The sequence below is a fragment of the Agrobacterium sp. A3-95 genome, from assembly GCF_053521785.1.
Genome location: NZ_JBNWDR010000001.1, coordinates 797,583 through 822,454, shown reverse-complemented (window position 1 = coordinate 822,454; position 24,872 = coordinate 797,583). Strand labels below are relative to the sequence as shown.

25 protein-coding genes are annotated in these 24,872 nt (G+C 59.4%); 12 read left to right on the top strand and 13 right to left on the bottom strand.

All coding sequences use genetic code 11. From position 1 onward, the window contains the following. Positions 1 to 31 precede the first annotated feature (31 nt). Positions 32 to 730, top strand: a complete 699-nt coding sequence (gene trmB, locus ACQZ5Y_RS04085; RefSeq protein ID WP_111795035.1) for a tRNA (guanosine(46)-N7)-methyltransferase TrmB — start codon at positions 32 to 34, stop codon at positions 728 to 730. A gap of 12 nt (positions 731 to 742) precedes the next feature. On the opposite strand, the gene ACQZ5Y_RS04080 is transcribed toward trmB, so the two are convergent. Further along, complete coding sequence (locus ACQZ5Y_RS04080) at positions 743 to 1,642, bottom strand: ribokinase (protein ID WP_111795034.1); 900 nt, start codon at positions 1,640 to 1,642, stop codon at positions 743 to 745. 53 nt (positions 1,643 to 1,695) lie between these two features. Continuing rightward, the gene (locus tag ACQZ5Y_RS04075; RefSeq protein ID WP_003514811.1) at positions 1,696 to 2,889 is read right to left on the bottom strand and encodes a DNA recombination protein RmuC; all 1,194 of its coding nucleotides are present in this window, start codon (positions 2,887 to 2,889) and stop codon (positions 1,696 to 1,698) included. Positions 2,890 to 3,037: 148 nt separating this feature from the next. Between ACQZ5Y_RS04075 and def the strand changes: the two genes are divergently transcribed. From def to truA, 3 genes are read left to right on the top strand one after another with little or no spacing between them, the layout of a single operon-like run. After that, positions 3,038 to 3,550 (top strand): peptide deformylase, encoded by a 513-nt coding sequence (gene def, locus ACQZ5Y_RS04070; RefSeq protein WP_065703749.1) that lies wholly within the window; start codon positions 3,038 to 3,040, stop codon positions 3,548 to 3,550. 47 nt (positions 3,551 to 3,597) lie between these two features. Then, positions 3,598 to 4,533, top strand: coding sequence for a methionyl-tRNA formyltransferase (fmt, locus tag ACQZ5Y_RS04065; protein ID WP_065703750.1), 936 nt, complete (start codon positions 3,598 to 3,600; stop codon positions 4,531 to 4,533). Further along, complete coding sequence (gene truA / locus ACQZ5Y_RS04060; RefSeq protein ID WP_019564416.1) at positions 4,533 to 5,333, top strand: tRNA pseudouridine(38-40) synthase TruA; 801 nt, start codon at positions 4,533 to 4,535, stop codon at positions 5,331 to 5,333. Before fmt ends, truA begins: the two co-directional genes overlap by 1 nt. 15 nt (positions 5,334 to 5,348) lie before the next feature. On the opposite strand, the gene ACQZ5Y_RS04055 is transcribed toward truA, so the two are convergent. From ACQZ5Y_RS04055 to dapD, 3 genes are read right to left on the bottom strand one after another with little or no spacing between them, the layout of a single operon-like run. Continuing rightward, the gene (locus tag ACQZ5Y_RS04055; protein ID WP_065659831.1) at positions 5,349 to 5,945 is read right to left on the bottom strand and encodes a hypothetical protein; all 597 of its coding nucleotides are present in this window, start codon (positions 5,943 to 5,945) and stop codon (positions 5,349 to 5,351) included. Next, complete coding sequence (dapE, locus tag ACQZ5Y_RS04050) at positions 5,929 to 7,125, bottom strand: succinyl-diaminopimelate desuccinylase (protein WP_174049153.1); 1,197 nt, start codon at positions 7,123 to 7,125, stop codon at positions 5,929 to 5,931. The genes ACQZ5Y_RS04055 and dapE overlap by 17 nt, the downstream gene beginning before the upstream one ends. Positions 7,126 to 7,139: 14 nt before the next feature. Next, entirely contained in the window at positions 7,140 to 7,994 is an 855-nt protein-coding gene (gene dapD, locus ACQZ5Y_RS04045; protein WP_003514821.1) for a 2,3,4,5-tetrahydropyridine-2,6-dicarboxylate N-succinyltransferase, read from the bottom strand. Positions 7,995 to 8,138: 144 nt separating this feature from the next. Between dapD and ACQZ5Y_RS04040 the strand changes: the two genes are divergently transcribed. Both ACQZ5Y_RS04040 and ACQZ5Y_RS04035 read left to right on the top strand, forming a co-directional pair. After that, entirely contained in the window at positions 8,139 to 8,999 is an 861-nt protein-coding gene (locus ACQZ5Y_RS04040) for an LOG family protein (RefSeq protein ID WP_034501844.1), read from the top strand. 166 nt (positions 9,000 to 9,165) lie between these two features. After that, positions 9,166 to 11,511, top strand: a complete 2,346-nt coding sequence (locus tag ACQZ5Y_RS04035) for a methyl-accepting chemotaxis protein (protein WP_112291107.1) — start codon at positions 9,166 to 9,168, stop codon at positions 11,509 to 11,511. Between the two features lie 71 nt (positions 11,512 to 11,582). Here the strand turns inward: ACQZ5Y_RS04035 and ACQZ5Y_RS04030 are convergent, their stop codons facing one another. Continuing rightward, positions 11,583 to 12,527, bottom strand: a complete 945-nt coding sequence (locus ACQZ5Y_RS04030) for a nucleoside hydrolase (protein WP_065659888.1) — start codon at positions 12,525 to 12,527, stop codon at positions 11,583 to 11,585. 212 nt (positions 12,528 to 12,739) lie between these two features. Between ACQZ5Y_RS04030 and ACQZ5Y_RS04025 the strand changes: the two genes are divergently transcribed. Beyond that, on the top strand, positions 12,740 to 13,165 hold the full coding sequence (locus ACQZ5Y_RS04025; RefSeq protein ID WP_013635387.1) for an Hsp20 family protein: 426 nt from the start codon (positions 12,740 to 12,742) through the stop codon (positions 13,163 to 13,165). Positions 13,166 to 13,221: 56 nt separating this feature from the next. Then, positions 13,222 to 13,479: a BQ00720 family protein gene (locus tag ACQZ5Y_RS04020; protein ID WP_003493591.1), complete on the top strand. Its 258-nt coding sequence runs from the start codon at positions 13,222 to 13,224 to the stop codon at positions 13,477 to 13,479. Between the two features lie 43 nt (positions 13,480 to 13,522). On the opposite strand, the gene ACQZ5Y_RS04015 is transcribed toward ACQZ5Y_RS04020, so the two are convergent. Both ACQZ5Y_RS04015 and ACQZ5Y_RS04010 read right to left on the bottom strand, forming a co-directional pair. Beyond that, the gene (locus tag ACQZ5Y_RS04015; RefSeq protein ID WP_025592284.1) at positions 13,523 to 14,119 is read right to left on the bottom strand and encodes an EF-hand domain-containing protein; all 597 of its coding nucleotides are present in this window, start codon (positions 14,117 to 14,119) and stop codon (positions 13,523 to 13,525) included. 122 nt (positions 14,120 to 14,241) lie between these two features. Then, the gene (locus ACQZ5Y_RS04010) at positions 14,242 to 14,955 is read right to left on the bottom strand and encodes a pyrimidine 5'-nucleotidase (protein WP_174049154.1); all 714 of its coding nucleotides are present in this window, start codon (positions 14,953 to 14,955) and stop codon (positions 14,242 to 14,244) included. A gap of 106 nt (positions 14,956 to 15,061) precedes the next feature. Between ACQZ5Y_RS04010 and ACQZ5Y_RS04005 the strand changes: the two genes are divergently transcribed. Next, entirely contained in the window at positions 15,062 to 15,979 is a 918-nt protein-coding gene (locus ACQZ5Y_RS04005) for a DMT family transporter (RefSeq protein WP_065661602.1), read from the top strand. Between the two features lie 48 nt (positions 15,980 to 16,027). Here ACQZ5Y_RS04005 and argB read toward each other — a convergent pair whose 3' ends face one another. Next, the gene (gene argB, locus ACQZ5Y_RS04000; protein WP_003514834.1) at positions 16,028 to 16,912 is read right to left on the bottom strand and encodes an acetylglutamate kinase; all 885 of its coding nucleotides are present in this window, start codon (positions 16,910 to 16,912) and stop codon (positions 16,028 to 16,030) included. Positions 16,913 to 17,272: 360 nt separating this feature from the next. Here argB and ACQZ5Y_RS03995 point away from each other — a divergent pair, with 360 nt between their 5' ends. Further along, the gene (locus tag ACQZ5Y_RS03995) at positions 17,273 to 17,650 is read left to right on the top strand and encodes a hypothetical protein (RefSeq protein ID WP_003514836.1); all 378 of its coding nucleotides are present in this window, start codon (positions 17,273 to 17,275) and stop codon (positions 17,648 to 17,650) included. Between the two features lie 13 nt (positions 17,651 to 17,663). On the opposite strand, the gene yihA is transcribed toward ACQZ5Y_RS03995, so the two are convergent. From yihA to rpmH, 4 genes are read right to left on the bottom strand one after another with little or no spacing between them, the layout of a single operon-like run. Beyond that, positions 17,664 to 18,317 (bottom strand): ribosome biogenesis GTP-binding protein YihA/YsxC, encoded by a 654-nt coding sequence (gene yihA, locus ACQZ5Y_RS03990; RefSeq protein ID WP_174049155.1) that lies wholly within the window; start codon positions 18,315 to 18,317, stop codon positions 17,664 to 17,666. Next, positions 18,314 to 20,113, bottom strand: coding sequence for a membrane protein insertase YidC (yidC, locus tag ACQZ5Y_RS03985; protein WP_003514840.1), 1,800 nt, complete (start codon positions 20,111 to 20,113; stop codon positions 18,314 to 18,316). The genes yihA and yidC overlap by 4 nt, the downstream gene beginning before the upstream one ends. Further along, positions 20,113 to 20,496: a ribonuclease P protein component gene (rnpA, locus tag ACQZ5Y_RS03980; protein ID WP_003514841.1), complete on the bottom strand. Its 384-nt coding sequence runs from the start codon at positions 20,494 to 20,496 to the stop codon at positions 20,113 to 20,115. The genes yidC and rnpA overlap by 1 nt, the downstream gene beginning before the upstream one ends. 36 nt (positions 20,497 to 20,532) lie before the next feature. After that, on the bottom strand, positions 20,533 to 20,670 hold the full coding sequence (gene rpmH / locus ACQZ5Y_RS03975) for a 50S ribosomal protein L34 (protein ID WP_013635393.1): 138 nt from the start codon (positions 20,668 to 20,670) through the stop codon (positions 20,533 to 20,535). 348 nt (positions 20,671 to 21,018) lie between these two features. Between rpmH and ACQZ5Y_RS03970 the strand changes: the two genes are divergently transcribed. Together ACQZ5Y_RS03970 and ACQZ5Y_RS03965 are read left to right on the top strand one after the other, a co-directional pair. Continuing rightward, positions 21,019 to 23,046, top strand: a complete 2,028-nt coding sequence (locus tag ACQZ5Y_RS03970; RefSeq protein WP_003514848.1) for a methyl-accepting chemotaxis protein — start codon at positions 21,019 to 21,021, stop codon at positions 23,044 to 23,046. A 255-nt stretch (positions 23,047 to 23,301) separates the two neighbouring features. Next, the gene (locus ACQZ5Y_RS03965; RefSeq protein ID WP_034501842.1) at positions 23,302 to 24,720 is read left to right on the top strand and encodes a sensor histidine kinase; all 1,419 of its coding nucleotides are present in this window, start codon (positions 23,302 to 23,304) and stop codon (positions 24,718 to 24,720) included. Positions 24,721 to 24,872: the final 152 nt, after the last annotated feature.

The following is a 24,872-nucleotide window of genomic DNA, read 5'->3' as shown; positions in this document are numbered from 1 at the left end:
GGTTTAGTCTATTTGTTCTTGAGAGTATGACATGACGGAAGAGCGGCGTTCGCGCGCAACGGAAGCGTTTTTTGGCAGACGCAAGGGCAAGCCCCTGCGCAATCAGCAGATCGATACGATCGAAAACCTGCTGCCTTTGCTGAAAATCGATCTGGAAAGCGCGCCTCCGAAAAATCTCGTCGCTCTCTTTCCGGCGGATGTGAAATCGGTCCGTCTGGAAATCGGTTTCGGCGGCGGCGAGCACCTTGCCCACCGCGCGGTTGAAAATCCTGAGACCGGCTTTATCGGCGTCGAGCCCTTCGTCAATTCCATGGCCAAGCTTCTGGCAAGCGTGCGTGAAGGCGAGTTGATGAATATCCGCCTTTACGATGATGACGCGACGCAATTGCTGGATTGGCTGCCGGATGGGTCGATCAATCACATCGATCTTCTCTATCCCGATCCCTGGCCGAAGAAGAAGCACTGGAAGCGCCGTTTCGTTTCCGACGTCAATCTTGCCCGTTTCCATCGCGTCCTGAAACCCGGTGGCAAGTTCTGCTTTGCTTCCGATATCGATACCTACGTCAACTGGACGCTACAGCATTGCGCCCGCCACGGCGGTTTCGAGTGGACGGCGGCAAGTGCCGAGGACTGGCACACCCCCTATGCCAACTGGCCGGGGACGCGTTATGAGAACAAGGCGAAAAGAGAAGGCCGCAGCTCGGCCTATCTCACTTTCATTCGCATTTAACAGCTCGAACCGTCAGATATTCGCGTCCACTTCGGCAGCAACCGGAATGGAAGGCTGGGCGCCGGCGCGGGTGCAGGCAAGCGAGCCTGCGACTGCGGCGCGCTTCAGCGCCTTTTCGAAATCCATACCCTGATCGAGGCTGGCGGCGAGATAACCGCAGAATGTATCGCCAGCGCCAACAGTATCGACCGGCTCGATCTTGAGACCGGACGCCTTGAAGACCTTGCCGTTGCGAATGGCGATCACGCCATCAGCACCAAGCGTCACGATCAATGTCTGGCCGGTCTGCTCATGCAGGGATTTGAGTTCATTTTCCCGTTCGGAGGCTGAAAGTCCGTTTTTGCCGATCAGCAGTTCGAACTCGGTTTCATTGGCGATGACGATATCGGCAAGGCTGGCAAGGCGCGGTCCGTCCGCGGTCAGCGGCGCGGTGTTGATGATAGTGGTGATGCGTTTAGCCTTCGCGGCCGTCAGTGCTGCTTCGATTGAGGGTGCCGGCACCTCGAACTGAAGCATCAGAATATCGCCCGCTGCCATCTCCGCCACGGCTTTTGCGGCGTCGGATGCGGAAACTTCGCCATTGGCGGCGGGAATGACCGAGATCATGTTCTCCCCGCCTTCACCGATCAGGATTACGGCGGTTCCCGTGGGGCCGGGCGCGGTCTTGACGAGCGACAGATCGGTGCCGGCATCGCGCAGCAATGTCAGCGCTGGCGCGGCAAAGGTGTCATCACCCGTAGCGCCCGCCATTTTGACCGTTGCACCTGCGCGCCGTGCGGCAAGCGCCTGATTGGCTCCCTTTCCGCCGGCCGCCGTGGAAAAGGTCTCTCCCGTCACGGTTTCACCGGGTTTGGGCAGGCGTTTGGCGGTGGCGACGAGATCCATGTTGATGGAGCCGAAAACAGTAATCATCAGGGCATGTCCGTATGAAATTCAAAGCAAGGCGGCGACTTTGCCCGAGGGGATCACTCGTCGTCAACCACCCGCAACTTGGCCGTTCCTGCCCTGTTCTCTGCAAAGCGTCGCGCCTGCTCGATTTCGCTGTGGGAGGTCTCCTTTTCCGTCGGCGAAAAATCGAGGCCCTCGATCTTCTGGCCACGCGCCAGCACCTTGTCGGAGGAAATCAGCATCATATCGACATCTTTCTGCGCCAGCCCGAAATGGGCTTGCAGCTTGCGCGTCCGGTCGTCCAGCCGCCGCACGTCATCCATGAGAAGCGCGACTTCACCCTGAATGAGGTGCGCCTGCTCGCGCATGCGCTGGTCCTTCAGCACCGACTGGATAACCTGCACCGACAGCATCAAAAGCGATGGCGAGACAATGACGACACGGGCGCGATGGGCACGCTGCACGAGATATTCGAAATGCTGGTGAATATCGGCGAAGATCGATTCCGACGGCACGAAGATGAAGGCCGTATCCTGCGTTTCGCCGCGTATCAGATATTTCTCCGCCACGTCGCGAATATGCACTTCCATATCGCGGCGGAACTGCTGGGTCGCAGCCCGTTTGCCCTCGGGCGTTTCATCCGCCTTCAGCGCATTCCACGCCTCCAGGGGAAACTTGGCGTCGATGACGAGGGACGGGGCGTTGTTCGGCATCCTGATGATGCAATCCGGTCGGTAGCCATTCGAAAGCGTGGGCTGAAGCTGAAAGGCCCCGGCGGGAAGCGCATCGGCGATCAGCGCTTCCATGCGCGCCTGCCCGAAAGCGCCGCGCGTCTGCTTGTTGGAGAGGATCGCCTGAAGCCCGACCACGTCCTTTGCCAGATCCTGAATATTACCCTGGGCGGCATCGATAACCGCAAGCCGCTCCTGCAGGCGGCTTAGATTCTCGTGCGTCGACCGGGTCTGCTCGGTCAGCGTCTCGCCCAGCCGCTGCGACATGCCGTCGAGGCGCTGGTTGATCGTCTGGCCCATCTCGCTCTGGCGCGTGCCGAGCGTCTCGGCCATCGCCGCGATCCGGCCGTGCAGTTCCGACTGGGTTTTCAACAGATCGGAAATTTCACCATCGGCTTCCGCTTTTTTCCCACGACTTTTCGTGACCATCCAGAAAGCGGAAAGGCCGAAAACGAGAGCCGCAAGAAGCCCGCCGAAGCTGATGTCGACGGAGCCGGCCCGCAAGGCGGGATCGAGGAGAAAAGAGAAATCGATGCTCATGGCTAAATCTACCAGATTTCCAGTGATTCGTAAGATCAAAACAAGAACATTCATGCGGCGGAATTGAGTCGGGCAAAACCAGCCGAAGGTCTCTTTTCGACCGCGTATTTTTTATTTCCTCCGCGCAAGAGATACGTTATGGGAAGCCATGACTATCAAACCGCTTATCATTTTGCCCGATCCCGTGCTGCGCCAGCAATCAAGGCCCATCGAACAGGTGGATGCCGAAGTGTTGCGCCTTGCCGACGATATGCTCGAAACCATGTATGATGCGCCGGGTATCGGCCTTGCCGCCATTCAGGTGGGCGTGCCGCGCCGCATGCTGGTGATCGACGTTTCGCGCGAGGACGAGGAGAAAAAGCCGGTCGTCTTCATCAATCCGGAAATCCTCAGAGTGTCGGACGACGTCTCGGCCTATGAGGAAGGGTGTCTCTCCATTCCCGATTATTATGCCGAGGTAGAGCGTCCCGCATCCCTGACAGTGCGATATGTCGATCGTGACGGAAAGCAGCAGACGGTCGATGCGGACGGACTTCTGGCGACGTGTCTGCAGCATGAGATCGACCACCTGAACGGCATTCTGTTCATCGACCATATTTCGCGCCTGAAGCGAGAAATGGTCATCAAGAAATTCACCAAAGCAGCCCGCGCTAAGGTCTGATTCGTCTTAAATATTTAGACGGACCGGCATAGAGGGCAGGGGGCGATATGGCTCTTCGCATCATTTTCATGGGCACGCCGGATTTTTCCGTTCCCACGCTGCGTGCATTGGTGGACGCTGGTCACGAGGTCGTTGCCGTTTATACGCAGCCGCCGCGTCCAGGCGGTCGCCGTGGCCTCGATCTGCAGAAATCGCCGGTGCATCAGGCGGCCGAACTGCTGGGTCTGCCCGTGCTGACGCCGGTGAATTTCAAGGCCGAGGAAGACCGGCAGCAATTCAGGGAATTCAACGCCGATGTCGCTGTTGTCGTTGCCTATGGGCTGCTATTGCCCGAGGCGATCCTGAGCGGTACGCGTCTTGGCTGCTATAACGGCCACGCCTCGTTGCTGCCGCGCTGGCGCGGCGCTGCTCCCATTCAGCGGGCGATCATGGCTGGCGATGCCGAGACGGGCATGATGGTCATGAAAATGGAAAAGGGGCTGGATACCGGGCCGGTGGCGCTGACCGCCAAGGTCACGATCGGTGAGAATACCACGGCAGGTGAATTGCACGACAGCCTGATGCTGACAGGCGCGCGGCTGATGCGGCAGGCGATGGACAAGCTGGAAGCAGACGATCTTCCTCTCGTTGCGCAGCCGGAAGAAGGCGTCGTTTATGCCTCGAAAATCGACAAGGGCGAGACCCGGATTAATTTTTCCCGGCCGGCACAGGACGTCCATAACCATATCCGCGGCCTTTCGCCTTTTCCCGGCGCCTGGCTGGAAATGGAAATCGGCGGTAAGGCCGAGCGCGTGAAGGTTCTGACGTCAGAACTGGCGAGCGGTATGGGCGAGGCAGGCGCTGTGCTCGATGACGCCCTGACCATCGCCTGCGGAAGTGGCGCGGTGCGGCTTACCCGTTTGCAGAAGGCAGGTGGCAAGCCGCTGTCGGCTGCCGATTTCGTTCGTGGCACACCCGTTCCCGCCAGAACGAGGCTCGGCTGATGCCGCGTTTCCGCATGACCGTCGAATATGACGGTACGCCTTACTTCGGCTGGCAGAGACAGGATAACGGCCCTTCAGTTCAGGGCGCGCTTGAAGCTGCCGTCCGGTCGCTGACCGGCGAGACTGTGTCGATTCGCGGCGCTGGCCGCACCGATTCCGGCGTGCATGCCGTGGGACAGGTAGCCCATGTCGATCTTTCCCGCGATTGGGCGCCATATAAGCTTCGCAATGCTCTCAACGCCCATCTGGCCATGGCGAAAGAGGCCGTCTCGGTTGTCGACGTAACGGCGGTGACCGAGGATTTCGACGCGCGCTTCTCCGCGCTTCGCCGCCATTATCTGTACCGCATCATTTGCCGGAAAGCGCGGCTGGCACTCGAGCACAAGCGCGCATGGTGGGTATCGAAAGATCTGGACCACGAACGCATGCATGAAGCTGCACAGATGCTCGTCGGCCGGCACGATTTTACCACTTTCCGCTCGGTTCATTGTCAGGCGAGCAGCCCGGTCAGAACGCTCGACCGGCTGGATGTGACGCGCAATGGCGATCTTATCGAGATACGCGCCACCGCGCAGAGCTTTCTCCACAATCAGATACGCTCTTTTGCCGGAACGCTGAAAATGGCCGGTGAAGGCAGCATGACACCGGAAGACGTGCGCGCGGCACTGGAAGCACGGGATCGCAAAGCCTGCGGCCCAGTCGCGCCGCCGGATGGTCTCTATTTCATGCAGGTCGATTATCCCGATGTCATTCCGCCGCGGGTCTATTCAAAGGTCGAGACGGTCGAAGACACGGACTGAAGTCCGTCTCGTTTCTCAGGCCGGATAAACGCCGAGAAAACGCTGCAGCGCCTCGGACAGAAGCATGCCGGGCACCAGCAGGGTCATAACGATCGCCGAGACAAGCAACGACTGGTCGCGGATGAAGAAGCGCACGATCCGCGAAAAGGCGAAGACCAGCGACAGCAGGAGTGCCAGCCAGAGAATGGCGATCAGCCCCTGCAAGGGCGGCAGAAAAAACGCGATCAGGATCAGAACCGCATAGGCATAGGAAAATGGCAGCGACAGCCAGTTCATGGTGGTGACGAGGGGGGCGAATTTTTCCCGCGCGCCAAAGGCGAACAGCAGCATGCCGATCAACAGCAGCGGCACGATCCAGCAGATAGCCTCCACCATCGCAAGGCGGAAAAAGAAGATGAACCCCGTTCCTGTTCCGGGCGGATAGCTTGCCAGGAACGCAGCGCGCAGCCACAGCCAGGACACCAGCATGGCGGGCAGGCACCAGAGGGCGGAGTAGAAGGACCGCCACATGCCGCGCTCGGACAGATCCAGATAACGCGCGCCGGTATGGTCGCCGAGCAGCAGCAGCCAGAGGCCTTTCAGATAGAGCCTTACTTCACTTGCCGTCGGCATGGGAGAACCAGCGTTCGATGAAGGTCTCGTAGATGCGTGTCAGCGTCTCCAGATCGGCGATTTCCACGCGCTCATCGACCATATGCATGGTCTGCCCGACGAGGCCGAATTCCACGACGGGGCAATAATCCTTGATGAAACGCGCATCAGACGTGCCGCCGGTGGTCGAAAGCTTGGGCTCCTTGCCTGTCACGGCTTCCACGGCGCCGGAAAGCGATGAGATGAGCGCATTGTTCCGGGTCAGGAAAACATGGGCCGGACGGTCCGCCCAGACGATCTCATATTTGACCGGGCTGCGGTCGGGACGAAGTTCTCCCTCGGCAGCGGCGGCATCGAGGCGGCGGATGATTTCCGCCCGCAGGCTCTCCACCGTCCAGCTGTCATTGAAACGGATGTTGAACGACGCCGTCGCCCGTGCCGGAATGACATTTGTGGCGGCATTGCCGGTGTCGATGGTCGTCACTTCCAGATTGGACGGCTGGAAGTCGTCAGTGCCGTGATCGAAGGGCGGATACATCAGCGCGTGGGTCAGTTGCAGCAGCCCGCGAATGGGGTTGTCGGCCAGATGCGGATATGCGGCATGACCCTGCACGCCATGCACGGTGATGCGGCCCGAAATCGACCCCCGGCGGCCGATCTTGATCATTTCGCCCAGCTGGTCGGGGTTGGTCGGTTCACCAACCACGCAGGCATCCCATGTCTCGCCTTTGGCGGCGGCCCATTCCAGCAACTTGGAGGTGCCGTTGATCGAGGGGCCTTCCTCGTCACCGGTGATCAGGAAAGAAACGGAACCTTTCGGTTTTCCGTGTTTCTCGATGTAGCGGGCAATGGCAGCAACGAAACAGGCAATGCCGCCCTTCATGTCCACCGCACCACGGCCGAACATTTCGCCGCCGGCAATTTCAGCGGCAAAGGGCGGATGGCTCCATGCCGCCTCGTCGCCCACCGGAACGACATCGGTATGGCCCGCAAACATCAGGTGCGGGCCTTCCGTGCCAAGCCGGGCGTAGAGGTTTTCAACGTCAGGCGTTCCCGCTTCCGTCGCCACCATCTTTTCCACCGCAAAGCCAAGCGGTGAAAGCAGGGTGTCTAGCAGCGATAGCGCGCCACCTTCGGCGGGCGTCACCGAAGGGCAACGGATGAGGGCGGCGAGATTTGCAACGGGATCGGTCGTGGTCATGGTATCAGCTTTTATCAGTCGCGCAGAAGCTCGTTGATGCCGGTCTTGGAGCGGGTCTTTTCATCGACGCGCTTGACGATGACGGCGCAATAAAGGCTTGGGCCCGGCTCGCCGTTCGGGAACGGCTTGCCCGGCATGGTGCCGGCAACGACGACGGAATAGGGTGGCACTTCGCCATAGGTGATCTCGCCGGTGGCGCGATCGACGATCTTGGTCGACTTGCCGATGAAGACGCCCATGCCAAGAACGGCGCCTTCGCGCACGATGCAGCCTTCTACGACTTCCGAACGGGCACCGATGAAGCAATTGTCCTCGATGATGGTCGGGCCGGCCTGAAGCGGCTCCAGAACGCCGCCGATGCCAACGCCGCCGGACAGATGCACGTTCTTGCCGATCTGCGCGCAGGAGCCGACCGTCGCCCAGGTGTCGACCATCGTGCCTTCATCGACATAGGCGCCGAGATTGACGAAGGAAGGCATCAGCACCACGTTCTTGGCCACATAGGCCGAGCGGCGCACGACGGCGTTAGGCACTGCGCGGAAGCCCGCAGCGCGGAACTGGTTTTCACCCCAGTTCTCGAACTTCGACGGCACCTTGTCCCACCAGGTGGATTCACCGGGGCCGCCGGTGACGATTTCCATGTCGTTCAGACGGAAGGAGAGGAGCACGGCCTTTTTCAGCCATTGGTTCACTTTCCAGTTCCCGTCCGCCTGCTTTTCGGCGACGCGTACCTTGCCGCTGTCGAGAAGTTGAAGAGATGTGTTCACCGCGTCGCGAACCTCGCCCTTCGTCGATACGTTCACACCGTCACGGTTGTCGAAGGCTGTTTCGATGGTGGTTTCGAGAGAGGTGAGATCCGGAAGGCTCATGGAAAATTCCTTGAATGTCGCGTGTGTTCTTGGCCACGGATGGTCCCGCGCCGCTGGAAGGCTATGGTCATTTGATCTAAGGGAGTGTTGGAAAGGCGTCAATGTGATTTGGGTGATTTGGCGCACCAGACGAAAGGCTTGGAAATGACACGACTGAAAAACGGCAAATTGCGGCGCAAGGATGGGGTGTGGGACCCGTTGAAGCGTAGCTCTGCGGACAAGCAGCAGGCCGATGTCATTCCCAAAACACCGCAGTCGGATTCCCCATCCTACCGGCTTGCCTACGCGGATATGGATTTTCTCTGCCGCGAGGAGTTGCGCCCCGTCAGGCTTCAACTCGAACTTCTGAAGACGGAAATGGCGCTGACCGAGCGGGGCATCAAGTCCACCGTCGTCATGTTCGGCGGCGCGCGCATTCCCGAGCCCGGCGGGGAGGCTTGGGCGGCCCGCAACGAGACGCAGAAACGCAATCTGGAGCAATCCTCGGTTTATTACGAGGAGGCGCGCAAGTTCGCCCGGCTCTGCACCGACTACGGCGCGAAATCGGACCATCTGGAATATGTCGTGGTCACCGGCGGTGGTCCCGGCGTCATGGAAGCAGGCAATCGCGGCGCAGCCGATGTCGGAGGCCCGTCCATCGGCCTCAACATCGTTCTGCCGCATGAGCAGGCGCCCAACCCCTATGTCACGCCGGAGCTGAGCTTCAACTTCCACTATTTCGCCATCCGCAAGATGCATTTCCTGATGCGGGCCAAGGCCGTGGTGATCTTCCCCGGCGGTTTCGGCACGCTCGATGAACTCTTCGAGACGCTGACGCTGATCCAGACGAAGCGCATGGCGCCCATCCCGCTCATTCTCTTCGGAGAGAAATTCTGGCGCTCCGTCGTCAATTTCGAATTCCTCGCGGACTTTGGAACCATTGCGCCCGAAGATATGGAGCTGCTACATTTCGCCGAAACGGCCGACGATGCATGGAACATCGTATCCGCCTATTACGAGCACTGATTTCGGCTCGATGCGACGGGGGAATTTTAGGGGTTAATTAGCAAAGATATTCTAATTTCCCCTCGTCGCGTTGCAGCGCACTGCCCCCAGCGGGCGGGCCTCCATGACGGAGATTTCTCATCCGTTGACGCCAGCCTTTTCGGCCGGCGATTTGATCGAGGCCAAAATGTTCAATTTCAAAGTGAAGTCGCTTGCGACCAAGCTGATCCTTGTAACCGGCTGTGCAATCACCACGGTCCTTGTCGCATCGAATTCCTTCCTCATTTCCCAGACCAGCGACCGTGTCCATTCGCTGACCATGGATCAGGCGAACACCGAGGCACGCGCCATCGCCAACGTCATCGCCGCCGATGTCGGTGAACTCGGCAGCGCCGCCCGCTCCATGGCCGGTATCATCGGCCGTGCGCACCAGGCGAAATCGATGGACCGCCCCGGCATCGTCAACATCCTCAAGGCCAATGTCGAGCAGAATGCTTTCGCTTTCGGAAGCTGGTTCTGTGAGCAGCTGGGCCTTTTCGACGGACAGACCACCGAGATCGCCAACAGGCTCGATCTCGGCACCAATGCAACGGGTGCATTTGCCCCCTACTGGTCGAAGACCCAGAAAGGCGACATCCAGTTTTCGACCTTCAAGAACGACTATGCGGCGGAGTGGTATTCGCTCGCTGCCAAATCCGGCAAGGGCGCCATTACCCAGCCCTATCTGGCCGAAGGCACGGAAGTGCCCACCACAATGACCTCGCTTGCCTATCCCGTCATGTCTGATGGTAAGATGATTGGTGTGGCGGGGGTCGATATCTCGCTGGCAGCTCTGTCGCAGAAGCTGCAGGCGCTGCATCCTTTCGAAACCGGCCGTGTGACACTCATTTCGCAGGGCGGCCAATGGCTGGTACCGCCGACGCCCGAGCAGAACATGAAGGCCTATGACGGAGAGGGTGCAAGCACCGTTCAGGCGGCGATCACATCCGGCAAGCAGGGCCTGATCGAAAATCTCGGCCTTGATACCGACGCGCCCTATAACCGCCTTGTCTATCCGTTTGCGGTTCCGGGCCTCAATGCCACCTGGGTGGTTCTGGTGGATATCCCGCATCAGGCGTTGAACGCGCCAGTGCAGGAGCAGACTTATCTGATGATCCTCGGGGCGATCGTCATTCTTGCGGCGGTTATTGCCGCGCTTTATTTCTCCGTCCGCTATTTCGTCCGCAATCCGCTCGCCTCGCTGGTCTCCGATGTGAAAACACTGAGCGACGGTCGTTACGATGTGCCGGTTTCCGGACAGGAACGCAGGGATGAGACGGGCGCGGTGGCAACGGCTCTGGAAGGCTTCCGTGCGAAGCTTGCCGGTATCCGCGAAATGGAAGCGGATGCCGCCGTGCAGCGTGGCAATGCGGAAACGGAGCGCCAAAGGTCCGAATCCGAGCGCAATGAGAACAGCCGGATGCAGCAACATATCGTGAGCGTACTCGGTGCAGGTCTCAATGCGCTCTCGCAGGGCAATCTGACCTATCGCATCGAGGACCAGTTCCCCGGTGAATATGCAAAGCTGCGCAACGACTTCAACTCGGCGCTCGCCAGCCTCGAGGAAACCGTTTCCACCGTCAACGGAACCGTTGCCAGCATCGGCAACGGCACCGGCGAGATCACCCGCGCTGCGAGCGATCTCTCCCACCGCACGGAACAGCAGGCTGCAAGCCTGGAAGAAACCGCTGCCGCCCTCAACCAGCTGACGGCGCAGGTCAATTCCAGTGCGGAAAACGCAGCGCAGGCGGCGACAGCTGTCAGCAATGCCTGCGACGACGCCGGCAAGTCGGGCGAGGTCGTGCAGCAGGCCGTCAGTTCCATGGAAGGCATCGCTCAATCCTCGGCGGAAATCTCCCGCATCATCGGGGTAATCGACGAAATCGCTTTCCAGACCAACCTTCTGGCGCTGAATGCCGGTGTGGAAGCTGCCCGTGCGGGCGAGGCTGGCAAGGGTTTTGCCGTCGTCGCGCAGGAAGTACGTGAACTGGCGCAACGTTCCGCGACAGCCGCGAAGGAGATCAAAGGTCTGATCAACACCTCCGCAAGGCAGGTGGGCGAGGGCGTCCAGCTGGTCGGCAAGGCCGGCGAGACGATGAGAAAGATTGCCGATCAGGTTCTGCAGATCAACCAGCTGATACGGCAGATTTCGGCCTCCGCCAGCGAGCAGGCGGTAGGTCTCAAGGAGATCAACTCCGCCGTCACTCAGATGGACCAGGTCACCCAGCAGAATGCTGCCATGGTGGAAGAAACAACGGCGGCAAGCGTGACGCTGAACAGCGAGGCGGAAACGCTGAAATCGCTCGTTGCCGGTTTCTCCGTATCCGGCGGTCATTCCAGCCAGTCCGGCCAGCAATTGCGCGCCACCGCGGCGGCAATGCGTGCGCCTGTTGCCTCGTCACAGGCATCGGGCCGCTCGGCTGCGACCCAACGTTCCCGCCCAAGAACCAGCGGCGCAAACGCGCTGGCGCAGGACGACTGGACGGAGTTCTGAGAATATCCCGTGGTTCCAAATGAAAGGGCCGCTGGTCATGCCAGCGGCCCTTTTTCATGTCTGCGTTCCCATCAGAGGCGGGCGAAACGTTCCGTCAGCAACTCGAAGAAGCCGTCCGCATCCACATTGCGCATCACGCGGGCGTTGACCGGGCGCTCGGTCACCCGCCACCAGTCCACCACCGTCATGCCCATGGTCAGTTCGGAATTGACCTCGATTTCGACATTGCAATCGCGGCCCTGAAACAGCTCGGGCTTAAGGAGATAGGCGATGACGCTTGGATCGTGCAGGGGGCCGCCGTCCGAACCGTATTTCTCGATGTCGAAACGCTCGAAGAATTCCAGCATTTCCGCCATTGCGATTGCCGGGCGTGTGCCTATATCGCGAATGCGGCTGACACGCGCCTTGGTGGTCAGCAACTGGTGGGTTACGTCAAGCGGCATTACGACGATGGGCATGCCGGAACGGAAGACGATATCGGCAGCCTGCGGATCGACATAGATGTTGAATTCCGCAGCCGGTGTGATGTTGCCGCCTTCAAAGAAGCCGCCACCCATCATCACCAGTTCCTTGACACGGCCTGCAATCTCGGGGGCCTTCTGCAAAGCCAGCGCCACATTGGTCAGCGCGCCGAGCGTGCAGAGCGTCACGGTGCCCGCAGGCTCCCGCAGCAGCGTCTCGATGATGAAATCGACGGCGTGCTGCTTTTGTGCCTCCATCGTCGGCTCGTCGAGAACCGGGCCATCAAGGCCGGTGCTGCCGTGAACATGCTCGGCAGTGATGGGCTTTCGCACCAGTGGCCGCTCGGCACCCTCATAGACGGGAATATCGGTGCGGTCGCACAATTCGCAGATGATGCGGATGTTGCGGCTGGTCAGTTTCAGCGGAACATTGCCGGCGACGGCGCACAGACCGAGAATTTCAATTTCTTCCGGGCTTGCGAAAGCCAGCATGATCGCTGCCGCGTCGTCCTGACCTGGATCCGTGTCTATGATGATTTTTCTGCGTTCTGCCATGTCTTGCCCGCCGTTGAGATAAGGCGCTTTTTTCGAGCGGCGGACGTTCACTTGTCAAGTCTCATTCCTCGGCGTGCCTGCCTTTGCCTTGTGGCCCCGCCTTGCGCATCGTGGTTTTGCTTCCCATATTGCGTACAGCCGGTAAGATTGACCGGCAGGGTTGCCGGAAGCGGGACCGCGAAACGTCGCTTGGTTGCAAGGACAGAGACGATATGAGCCGCATGACGCCATTCACCCACCCGCTCTTGCTGGGTTTTGATGCCATGGAAAAAACGCTGGAGCGTATGGCGAAGGCCAATGATGGCTATCCTCCATACAACATCGAGCGCCTGCCCGGCGGTGAAGACGTGCCGGAACGCCTGCGTATCACGATTGCAGTCGCTGGTTTTTCGCAGGACGATCTGGATGTGACGACGGCCGACAACCAGCTCGTCATTCGCGGTCGCCAGCAGGAGCAGGAAAAGCGGGATTTTCTCTACCGGGGTATCGCTGCCCGGCAATTCCAGCGGGTCTTCGTGCTTGCAGACGGCATGCAGGTGAGGGACGCGCGCCTGCGCAATGGCCTTCTTGCAATCGATCTGGTGAAGCCCGAAATTTCAAACGTGGTAAAGAAAATTAATATTTCCGTCTCAGAGTAGAACGTGAACGCCGGAATCCGACACGAATCGCTCGGCGTGAAGAAGGAGGCTGAAATATGCTTTTAAAAGAAGCGCATGCGCGTCTCACCCGGTCCCAGCTCGCTCATATCGGCGAGGGAGAAGTGGGCTATATCCGTAAAATCCGTGCGGAAGACGTAAGCCGCTGTTTCCCGGAAGCGCCTGATCTCGATCCGCAACTCGATCTCTGGGCCCTGTTTGGCGCGGATGGCACGCCGATCCTCCTGACAGACAATCGTTCCAGCACGTTTTTCAAGGCTGCCGAAGACGATTTGAAAACCGTCAGCCTGCATTGAAAGGAAAAAAGCCCGCCGATTGAGCGGGCTTTTTCTTATGTGATTAAAGGAACGGGCGGTCTGGCATATCATCGATAGAGATGACGCCGTCCTTGTTCCTGTCCAGCCGTTCGAACATTTTTTCGCCGGCTGCGGTAAATTCGGCCTTGCTGACCTGGCCGTTTTCATCGGTGTCGGCCATGCGCATCATCGCGAACGCCCCACCCTTGCCGCCATGCTTGCCCCAGCCCTGACGACCGCCATGTTCGCGTTCGGCGCGCTTGCCTTCAGGTCCCTTGCCTTCGCCCGCTTTGGCGTCAGCAGCCTCTGGGCGCGGATGAGCCGCACGGAACGCCTCCATTTTGGCCTGGCGGTATTCACGCATTTCCTTTGGCGTGATCGAACCGTCCTTGTCCTTGTCGATCTCGGCAAAAAGTGCGTCCTGACGTGCGGCGAACTCTTCCTTGGTAATCTTGCCGTCCTTGTTGGTGTCGGCCACCTTCAGCAGCTGAACGAACGCCAGTTCCGGGCGGAACGGCATGCGCTCGCCGTGGCCTTTGCCGTGCGCTGGCGGGGCCGCAAAGCTGGCTGTAGCAGCCGAGCCGAGCAAGAGGGCTGCGCCAAGAGCAGAGAGTGCGATCTTTCGTGTAGACATCGTCATTACCTTCCGTTGGTGTCCCTGAGGAGGAAGATAGTGGCGCAGGTGGCAGTTCACTACTTAAACATCCGTAAGGTGCATGAAGCTTCGGTAATGTCGTCTGCGCTCGATTTCAATGTTACCTGTCAGCGGGCGATCGTTTTGATCAGGAAACCGGTCAGATCGTCAGTGATGTAGTCGATATGCTCATCCGTCGCGGCGGGGATCTCCCAGCGCTCCATGATCACGCCTTCGAGGTTCGAAGGAACGAGCAGCACGGTCTTCATGCCGAGTGCCTTGGGTGCCACGAGATTGCGCGGCAGGTCCTCGAACATGGCGGCTTTTCTGGTGTCGAGCTTCGCAAGTGCGGCAAACTTCTCATAGGTCGCACTGGCCGGTTTTGGCAGATAGTCCGCGGCGACGATATCGAAAATATCCTCGAACTGGTCGAGAATGCCGAGCGCGCCCGCCGCTGCCTGTGCATGCTTGACGCTGCCATTGGTGAGGATGAACTTGCGGCCCGGCAACGCCTTGATTGCCTCGCCGAGCTCCGGATGCGGGCTCAGCGCGGAATAGTCGATGGCATGCGCGCGCTCCAGAAACTCGTCCGGGCTGATGCCGTAGTGGATCATCAGGCCCTGAAGCGTGGTGCCATGTTCGTGGTAATAGCGCTTCTGAAGTGCGCGAGCCTCGTCGGGCTCGAGCTTTAAAAGCTCCGCAACATAGGCCGTCATGTTACGGTCGATCTGGGAAAACAGATTGACGTGATGCGGATAGAGCGTGTTGTCGAGGTCGAAGACCCATTCGCTAACGTGGGCGAAATCGGCGGCATCGGGCAGGTTTTTCGGCTTTGTGTCCATGGGCAGCTTTATGCCCGTTTCTAATGCCGAAGAAAATCGAAAAGACGACGACAGACGGGAAAATCGGGCTTGGCTGCGGCCTCCAGCGCATGATACCGCCAAGATCATGGAACTCTGGATAGGCATAACCTTCGCAAGCGCGTTCTTGCAGAACCTGCGCTCGACCCTGCAAAAGCACCTGAAGGGCATGATGGGCACCACGGGCGCAACTTTCGTGCGCTTCGTTTTTGGAATGCCCTTCGCTCTTGCCTATCTCGTTTTTCTGCATGGTGTACTTGGCCGGCCGCTGCCGGTGCCGAACATGTCATTCGCCGTCTGGGCGATGGTCGGGGCCATGGCGCAGATCGCCGCCACTTTCCTGTTGGTGCACCTGTTTTCCTTCCGCAACTTCGCGGTTGGCACGGCCTATTCCCGAACTGAGCCGGCGCAGGCGGCATTGTTTGCGCTGATTTTCGTTGGCGAAAGCGTCAATGGCGGCACTCTTGCGGCCATCGCTATTTCGGTGGCCGGCGTCATGCTGATTTCGGTTGCGCGCACGGAAGTGACCCCTGCCTCCATTCTCACCTCCATCTTCAGCCGGACGGCGGGCATCGGCCTCGCCTCGGGGGCTTTTTTCGGCCTGTCGTCTGTCGCTTACCGTTCGGCCTCGCTGGCGCTAGCACCCAGCCTGCCGGCACCGGATGCGGTGATGCAGGCCGGCTTTACCCTCGTCGTTGTCATCGTGACGCAGACCTTGGCGATGTTCTTGTGGATCGTATGGCGGGAGAGGGACGAATTGCGGCGGATCGCGAAGGCATGGAAACCGTCGCTTGCGGTCGGTTTCGTGGGGGCCACGGCGTCATTTGGCTGGTTCACGGCGATGACGTTGCAGCAGGCGGCCGTGGTCAAGGCGCTGGCGCAGGTGGAGATGCTCTTCGCCTTCGCCTCGACCGTGCTCTTCTTCAAGGAAAAGATCAACCGGCTGGAACTCTCGGGCTGCCTGCTGATCGTGCTGGGCGTGCTGTCGCTTCTGATATTCGGCTGAAATTGTCGTCGTGGCGGACAGGCATTCCCGTCCGCCACATGAACCGTATCAGGGCACGATGAGCGTGCCCGCGCCTTCCGTGAAGATTTCCAGAAGAACGGAATGGGCGGTCTTGCCGTTGAGGATCACCACGCCCTGAACACCGGCCTTGATGGCCTCGATGCAGGTCTCGACCTTCGGGATCATGCCGCCGGAAATCGTGCCGTCCTTGATCAGCGCACGCGCCTGGGAGACCGTCAGTTCCTTGATGAGTTCCTTGTTCTTGTCGAGAACACCAGGCACGTCCGTGAGGAACAGGAGGCGGGTGGCGTTGAGCGCACCGGCAATTGCGCCGGCAAAGGTGTCGGCATTGATGTTGTAGGTGGCGCCATCGCGACCGGGAGCGACGGGAGCGATGACCGGGATCATCTCCGACTTGGCAAGCAGGTCGAGCAGGGTGCGGTCGACCTCGACGACTTCACCGACAAAACCAAGATCGAGAACGCGCTCGATATTGCTGTCGGGATCGACGACGGTCTTTTTCGCCTTTTCGGCGAAGACCATGTTGCCGTCCTTGCCGCACAGGCCAATGGCCCATTCGCCCGTCTGGTTGATGAGCGCGACGATCTCCTTGTTGATCGAGCCGGCCAGAACCATTTCGACGATCTCGACTGTCTTGGCATCGGTGACGCGCAAGCCGCTTTCGAACTTCGATTCAATGCCCATCTTCGTCAGCATTGCACCGATCTGCGGGCCGCCGCCGTGCACGACGATGGGGTTTATACCGGACTGCTTCAACAGGGCGATATCTTCCGCAAAAGCCTTTCCAAGTGTGGAGTCGCCCATGGCATGACCGCCATATTTCACCACGATGGTCTTGTTCTCATATTTCTGCATAAAGGGCAGAGCCTGTGCGAGCAGCCGCGCCTGAGTCTCGCTTTCGGAAGCAGTCATGGAAAAACCTCGGTCTGTGGTTGCGGCCCTTGAGAGCCTTTCATCGCTCTACAGCATCGGCGCAAAAATCGGAATCGATTTTTGCGGTGCAGGATGCGCAGATTCGGCATGTCGATGCGTTTGCAAGGACAGGTGAATGCGCGGGGTGAATGAATGAAGTAACCTCCGGGCCATATTGTGTCGGCGCATAGTAAAATTCCGCTTTTGGGCGGCCTGCGGCGCGTAATGAGATTGACATAAAGCACCAATCGGACCAGCCTTGTGGCGAGCAGGGGAGGGGTTATTCAGCAGGGCGACGGAGGATCGTTGCGCATCGCAAAAAACGATGCTGGCCTGAACGACCGAGGAGTTTGAAAACATATGACCGTACCGGATCGAGACAAGCAAAGCGGTTTGCGGGACGAAGTACTCGCTGGCGAATATGTGCTGGGTGCCTTGCCACCGGAAAGCATGGCGGAGCTTGCAAAACGCGTCAAACGCGACCGCCAGTTTGCGGCCATGGTCAGGCGCTGGCGCGACAATCTGGCGGAAACCGAATATCGCGAAAGAGCGGGCGTTGCAGCCCTGCTTGATAGGGATCCGCTTCGCTCCGGTCTGCCATTCAAGGGCCAGCCGCTTCGCAATGGCAGCATATTCGCCGCGATGCTTCTGGAGGTGTGGAATTCCGTGCGTTTCTGGCGGCTTCTGGCATTGACGGCGATGCTGTGGACCGCCGTCCTGCTTTTCACCATCGCCTGAAGGCGAGGGTCTTTTAGAGCGAGACCGTTCGTACGATCTCGGCGCGCAGGCTATCCAGCCCGAAGGATTTTTCCGAAGAGGTAGCGAGAACTTCCGGATAGGCGGCGGGACGCTTGCGGATTTTCTCCAGCGTTTCACTGATCAGCCGGGGAACGCCAACGTCCTTGATCTTGTCCGTCTTCGTCAGCACGACCTGATAGGACACGGCCGCCTTGTCGAGCAGGCCAAGAACCTCCTCGTCGTTCTTTTTTATTCCGTGGCGGGAATCGATCAGCACGTAGACGCGTTTTAGCGTCGCACGTCCACGCAGGTAATCGAAGACGAGCTTCGTCCACGCATCGACATGGTCCTTCGGCGCCTGCGCATAGCCGTAACCCGGCATATCGACCAGCGCCATCGGCGGCAGGTCGCCCGGCTTACCGGAATAACCCTCAGGAACGAAGTAGTTCAGTTCCTGCGTGCGTCCGGGTGTGTTGGAGGTGCGGGCAAGGCCTTTGTGGCCCACCAGCGCATTGATGAGCGAAGACTTGCCGACATTCGAACGTCCGGCGAAGGCAATCTCCGGCGGGCCTTCGGGCGGCAGGAATTTCATCGCGGGAACGCCGCGAATGAATATCCAGGGTCGCCCGAAGAGGGGCTTTTCGGTTGCCGGGCCGGTTTCACTCATTTCGATTGCACCGGCTTTCGCTTGAATAGCCCTTTGAGATTATCGAACAGTTCGATCTTGGCACCGTGACGCTTCATGATGAGGGCCTGCTGCGAGATCGACAGCGTGTTGTTCCATGCCCAGTAGATAACCAGACCGGCGGGGAACGAAGCCAGCATGAAGGTGAAGATCAGCGGCATCCAGGTGAAGATCATCGCTTGTGTCGGATCGGGTGGGGTCGGGTTCATGCGCATCTGCAGGAACATCGTGATGCCCATGACGAGCGGCCAGACGCCGATCATCAGGAAGTGCGGCACGTCGTAGGGCAGAAGGCCGAACAGATTGAAAAGCGAGGTCGGATCGGGCGCGGAAAGGTCGTGAATCCAGCCGAAGAACGGTGCATGCCGCATTTCGATGGTGACGTAGATGACCTTGTAGAGCGCGAAGAAGACCGGAATCTGCAGCAGCATCGGCCAGCAGCCGGCAACCGGATTGATCTTCTCTTCCTTGTAGAGCTGCATCATCGCCTGCTGCATGGCCATGCGGTCATCGCCATGCTTGGCCTTCAGCTCTTCCATCTTCGGCTGCATGCGCTTCATGTTCGCCATGGATGCATATTGCTTGCTGGCGAGCGGGAAGAAGAGAGCCTTGACGACGATGGTGGTCAGCAGGATGGCCACACCGAAGTTGCCAAAATAACGGAAGAAGAAATCCATCATTTTGAACATCGGCTTGGTGATGAAGTAGAACCAGCCCCAGTCGATCAACAGGTCGAACTTCGGAATGGAATATTCGGTTTCATAGCGGTCAACCAGCGGCACTTCCTTGGCACCGGCGAAGACAAGGCTCTTAAGTTCGATGGACTGGCCGGGTTCGACCGTCATCGTGTCGCTCTTGAAATCGGCCTGGTAGCTCGGCTGATTGCCCTTGATGTGCGAGTAACGCGTTTCGAACGGCGTCATCTGCGGCGGCACAATGGCAGCGGCCCAATATTTGTCGGTGATGCCGAGCCAGCCGCCGGTCGCCTTGGCAATCGTTACCGGGGTTTCTTCGACATCCTTGTATTTTTCTTCCGTCAGGCTGCCGTCTTTGCCCGAGACGCCGAGGAAGCCTTCATGGATGACGAAAACGGGCGGTATTGCGGGCTTGTTGTTGCGCGTCACGCGGCCGTAGGTGGCAAAGGAGACGGGCGCCTGCCCGGGGTTCTCGACCTTGTCGTTGACCGTGATCATGTAATGCTGGTCGATCGAAACGGTACGGGAGAAAACGACGCCATTCTGGTTGGTATACTTCAGCGTAACCGGTGTGGTCTCCGTCAGCTTGTCACCGCTTGCGAGTGTCCACACGGTCGCAGGACCGGGAACGCTGCCGGCATCGGCACCGCCAACGTAACCGAGTTCGGTGAAGTAGCCGTCCTTGGTGTCGGAAGGCGAAAACAGCGTGATGATCGGGCTCGAGTCATCGACGGTCTCATGGTAGCCCTTGAGCCGGATGTCATCGAAGCGGGCGCCGGTCAGATTGATCGAGCCGGCGATGGCGTTGGTGTCGATGGCGACACGCTGGCTTTTTGCAATCGCTTCTTCACGCGTCGCCGTGGCGGCGGCCTGCGTGGAGGAGGCAGGCGGTGCGCCGTCGACGGTCACGCCGGGTGCGGCACCCGGTGCCGGCTGTTGCTGCGTCGTCTGCTGCTGCGCCTGGCGGGCCTCTTCGGCGCGGCGCTGCTGCTCGATGCGCGGATTCATGTAAAGGAATTGCCAGGCGAGGACGATGACAACCGAAAGGGCTATCGCGATGAAGTAATTGCGGTTCTTTTCCATCATTCTTTCCTGGAGCGGGTGTCCTGGGACCGTTTCGGTTTCGCCGTTCCTTCAATTCGCTCGGTAAGGAGAGACTGAAGTTTCGGGAAGGCCGTCTCGAGCACGTCCCTGCGGGCGACAATCACATAGTCATGGCCGGGCTTCATTGCGAATCCGGCAGAAAGCCTGACGGCTTCCTTGAGACGGCGGCGCATGCGATTTCGCTCGACCGCGTTGCCTTGTCTTTTCGTTACGGTGAAACCGACCCGAGGTTCGGTTTCCGGGGTTTTCCTGTCGAGAACCTCCAGAAGAAAGGTGCCTCCCCGACGCTTTTCCCCCGTCTGCACGGCAAGAAAATCCGACCGGTTTTTAAGCCGGCCGGGCAGTTTTTTTGTCTTGCTCATGTGCCCGCGACTTTCATCGGGCCACAGAGACGGCAATTAAGCCGACAGACTTGCGCGGCCGCGCGCACGGCGGGCTGCGAGAACTTTGCGACCGCCGGCAGTAGCCATACGGGCACGGAAACCATGACGACGCTTGCGAACAAGCTTGGATGGCTGGAATGTACGCTTCGACATTTATTTAATACCGCGGTGTGCGGCCCTTCTTGAATTTGCACTATTTGCAAGAGCGTTTCGTTTTTTGCACGGCTAACCCCGCCTGGGCGAGCTTTTAATGGCCGAGCGTGCGCGGCTTATAAGGGCATAGGCCGAGCAAAGTCAATTGCCGAAGGGGTTTTCGCGCTTCACCTTTTGCGGAAGCGCCATGAAATCGGCTTCGTTCACGGGCGCTGCGGGCGCATTCCGATCGCACGATCGGTAAATTCTGAAATTCTTTCTTAAGGCGGCATTGATAAATGTTGTGATGGGAAAAGTTATGCCAGCTTCCCTTTTTCCATCGTGCGGCTGGCTTTTGGGGGAACGAAATTGAGAATTCGCGGTCGTATCAATCTTCTTGTCGGGCTTATGAGCCTTGTGGCCTGCACCATCGGCGGCCTGTCCATATATGCGGTCAGCGAGTTTCAGGTGCGCACGGTCGGATACGAAAAGGCAGCGGAGCGCGCCTATAAGGGTGAAGCGCTGAACCGGCTTGTGACTGCGGTCGTCATGGAGGCGCGCGGGGTCTACGCTGCGCCCGATATCGAAAAGGCGGCACCTTTTGCTGATGGCATCGTCAAGAACCTCGACGCCATGGAGAAGCTGATCGCAACCTGGACCCCTCTCGTTCCGGCAGAACAGAAGGCGGCCTTCGACAATCTCTCCAGTCGCTTCAAGGAATTCAAGGCCTTCCGTCTGGAAACGGCGCGGCTTGCCCGCGAGGCCGGCCCGCAGGCCGCCAACCAGCAGGGTAACAACGACGCGAACCGGGCCAACCGCAAAGCCTATCAGGCGGAAATCGATGCTGTCGTGAAGAATGACATCGCCGGGCTTGAAGCCGTCAAGGCGGGCATCGACGGGTTTGTAACGACGACCTTCTGGCTGGTCATCATCGTCACCGGTAGCGGCATATTGGCCGGCGCGGCGTTCGGCCTCTACATCGGAGCGCGGCAGCTGAGCGCGCCCATCCGCAAGGTTTCCGAAGTGATGAATGCCGTTGCGGACGGAAATCTGGATGCGGACGTTCCCTATCTCGGCCGCACCGACGAAATCGGCGAAATGGCAGCGGCAGTCGAAGTCTTCAAGAAGAACGGTCGTGAAGTGCGCCGCATGAATGCGCAGGAAACCGCCATGCGTGCCAAGAGCGATGACCTGCAGGCCGGCATGGCCGTTGTCGTCGACGCTGCGGCCCAGGGCGATTTCAGCCGCCGCATCAACAAGGATTACGGCGACGAAAACCTCAATCGTTTCGCTGCGACGATCAATGCCCTGCTCACCGGCGTGGACAATGGTGTTTCCGAGACCAGCCGCGTCATCGAAGGTCTGGCGCGGGGCGATCTGACGGAAAAGATGGATGGCGAGTTCCGCGGCGTGTTCGCCGAGCTCCAGACCAACGTCAACGAGACGCTGGCCAAGCTGCGGGAGACGATGCGGGAAGTGCGCAGCAGCACGGAAGGCATCAGCGGCAATGCGAACGAATTGCGTTCGGCGGCCGACGACCTTTCGAAGCGGACGGAACAGCAGGCTGCGGCACTGGAGGAAACCTCCGCTGCCCTCGACGAAATCACCGCCGTCGTTCGCAATTCCACGGATCGGGCTCAGGAAGCCAGCACCATGGTCGCCGAGACCAAGCAGAAGACGGCAGAATCCGCCAATGTCGTGCGCGATGCCGTCTCCGCCATGGATCGGATCGAGCATGCCTCGCGGGAAATCAGCCAGATCATCAATGTCATTGACGAGATCGCCTTTCAGACCAACCTCCTGGCGCTGAACGCCGGCGTTGAGGCCGCGCGTGCGGGTGAGGCGGGCAAGGGCTTCGCTGTCGTCGCACAGGAAGTGCGTGAACTGGCGCAACGCTCTGCGACGGCTGCGAAGGACATCAAGGCGCTGATCACAAAATCCGGCGAAGAGGTCGGACGCGGTGTGTCGCTGGTGCAGAGAACCGGCAGCGCGCTGGGCGAGATCGAGACCCGCGTTCTGGCTATCAACGAACATATCCATTCGATCGCCACGGCGGCGCGGGAACAGTCGACCGGCCTGCATGAGGTGAATACCGCCATCAACCAGATGGATCAGGTGACGCAGCGCAATGCCGCAATGGTCGAGGAAACCTCGGCCGCAACCCACAAGCTGAGCGGTGAAGCGGGCCATCTCGTCACGCTGGTGTCGCGCTTCAAGGTCGGCGTAGAGGATGGTCAGATCCGCTCTCGCGCAGAACAGCCGATGCGGCCAGTGGCGGTGTCCGGAAGGGCAGCGGCCGTGGCCTCTCCGGCACGTAAATTGATGAGCAGCGTCAGCCGCGCTCTCAACGCCCAACCAGCCGCTGCTGTAGCGAACGGGGACTGGCAGGAGTTCTAAGCCATTCCGCCTGCGGTTTCGCTTGAGACCGGTTCTAAGTCAAACGCCGCCCTCCCGGGCGGCGTTTTGTTTTTCAGGCGATGGAAACGTTTGTTTTGCAACGCATTTGAAAAATATCTGTTAGGTCCTATTATCGTGCTTGCATATAAACCGAGCCGTTCCACCGAAGCGGCGGCGCGCATACAGGATCAGGGCCCGGTGTTTTCTAAAGGCGTAGACAGCTTGGACGGCACGGAAGACAATCCGGTGCACTGCATGCCGGGGTTGACCGGGGGGCTTTCCGGGCGCCTGCTGTTGCTCACCGTTATTTTCGTGATGATTGCCGAAGTGCTGATCTTCGTGCCTTCGGTCGCCAATATGCGCCTTTCATGGCTGCGGGACCGTCTGAACACGGCGGCAGCAGCCGGCGCGGTGATCGATGGCTTGCAGGCCGAATTGCCGCGGAGCGTGCAGAACGACACGCTGATGGCCACCGGGGCGAAGCTGATTGCGCTGCGCAAGGATGGCACATCGCGCCTGCTTGCCGTGGCGGAAACGCCACCCGGGGTCGATGAGCAATATGATCTTTCCGATGTCTCGCAACTGGCAGCGGTGCGGGATGCCTTCTCCACATTGCTGTTTGGCGGCAATCGCGTCATCCGCGTTTTCGATGTGGTCGGAGACAGCGACACCATCATTGAACTCGTGCTGGGTGAAAACAAACTACGGGCGGCGATGCTGGCTTATGCCCGCAATGTTTTCCTGATCTCCATCGTCCTGTCGCTTGTCACCGCCGGTCTCATCTTCGTTTCCATCAACCGCATCATGATCCGGCCCATACGTCGCCTGACGCTCGGCATGCAGCGTTTTTCCGAGGAACCGGGCAATCCCGAGCGGATTTTCGTGCCGGAGGAGGGAAGCGACGAGCTGTCCGTCGCGGGCCGTCACCTGGCCGATATGCAGACGGAGTTGCAGAAAACCCTGCGGCAACAGAAAAACCTCGTGGATCTCGGTCTGGCGGTTTCGAAGATCAACCACGACATGCGCAATATCCTGTCATCCGCACAGCTTATGTCGGACCGGCTGGTGGACGCCAAGGATCCGATGGTCAGGAGCTTTGCGCCGAAACTGCTGCGCACGATCGACCGCGCCGTGGCCTATACAACCGAGGTTCTGGCCTACGGGCAGGCGACGGAAGGCGCGCCGAAACGCAAGACGGTGCAGTTAAGTCTTCTGGTGCGGGATGTGCGTGACATTCTGGCGCTTGATCCGGAAAGCGGCATCGAGTTTCACGATAGCGTGCCGCCCGATCTCACCGTCGATGCGGATGCCGAGCAGCTTTTCCGGGTGATCCACAATCTCTGTCGCAACGCCGTTCAGGCACTGCAATCCGACACGGCGAACGCGTCGCCTCGGCATCTGTCGATTGCAGCCCAGAGGGCCGGCAACGTCGTCAGCATCGTTATAGACGACAACGGGCCGGGAATGCCGCGCAAGGCGAAAGAGAACCTGTTTTCCGCCTTCAGGGGATCGGCCCGCTCCGGCGGCACCGGTCTCGGCCTCGTGATTGCGCGGGAACTTGTGCTTGCCCATGGCGGCACGATAGCGCTTGTCGAAAAACCCGGTCCCGGCACGCAGTTTCGCATCGAGATCGCCGACCGCGCCGCCTCCGTACATGCCGCTCGAACCGCCTGATGACTTCGCCTGAACATGGTCCTGCACAATCGCCGCACCTCCCGGAATATGCGCCCCATATGGCCACTCAAAAATGCCCTTGATGGAATTTCTAGTATAATCAATAAGATACATGAATTGCTGCGGAAAAATGACAATTTCGAAACGAAATC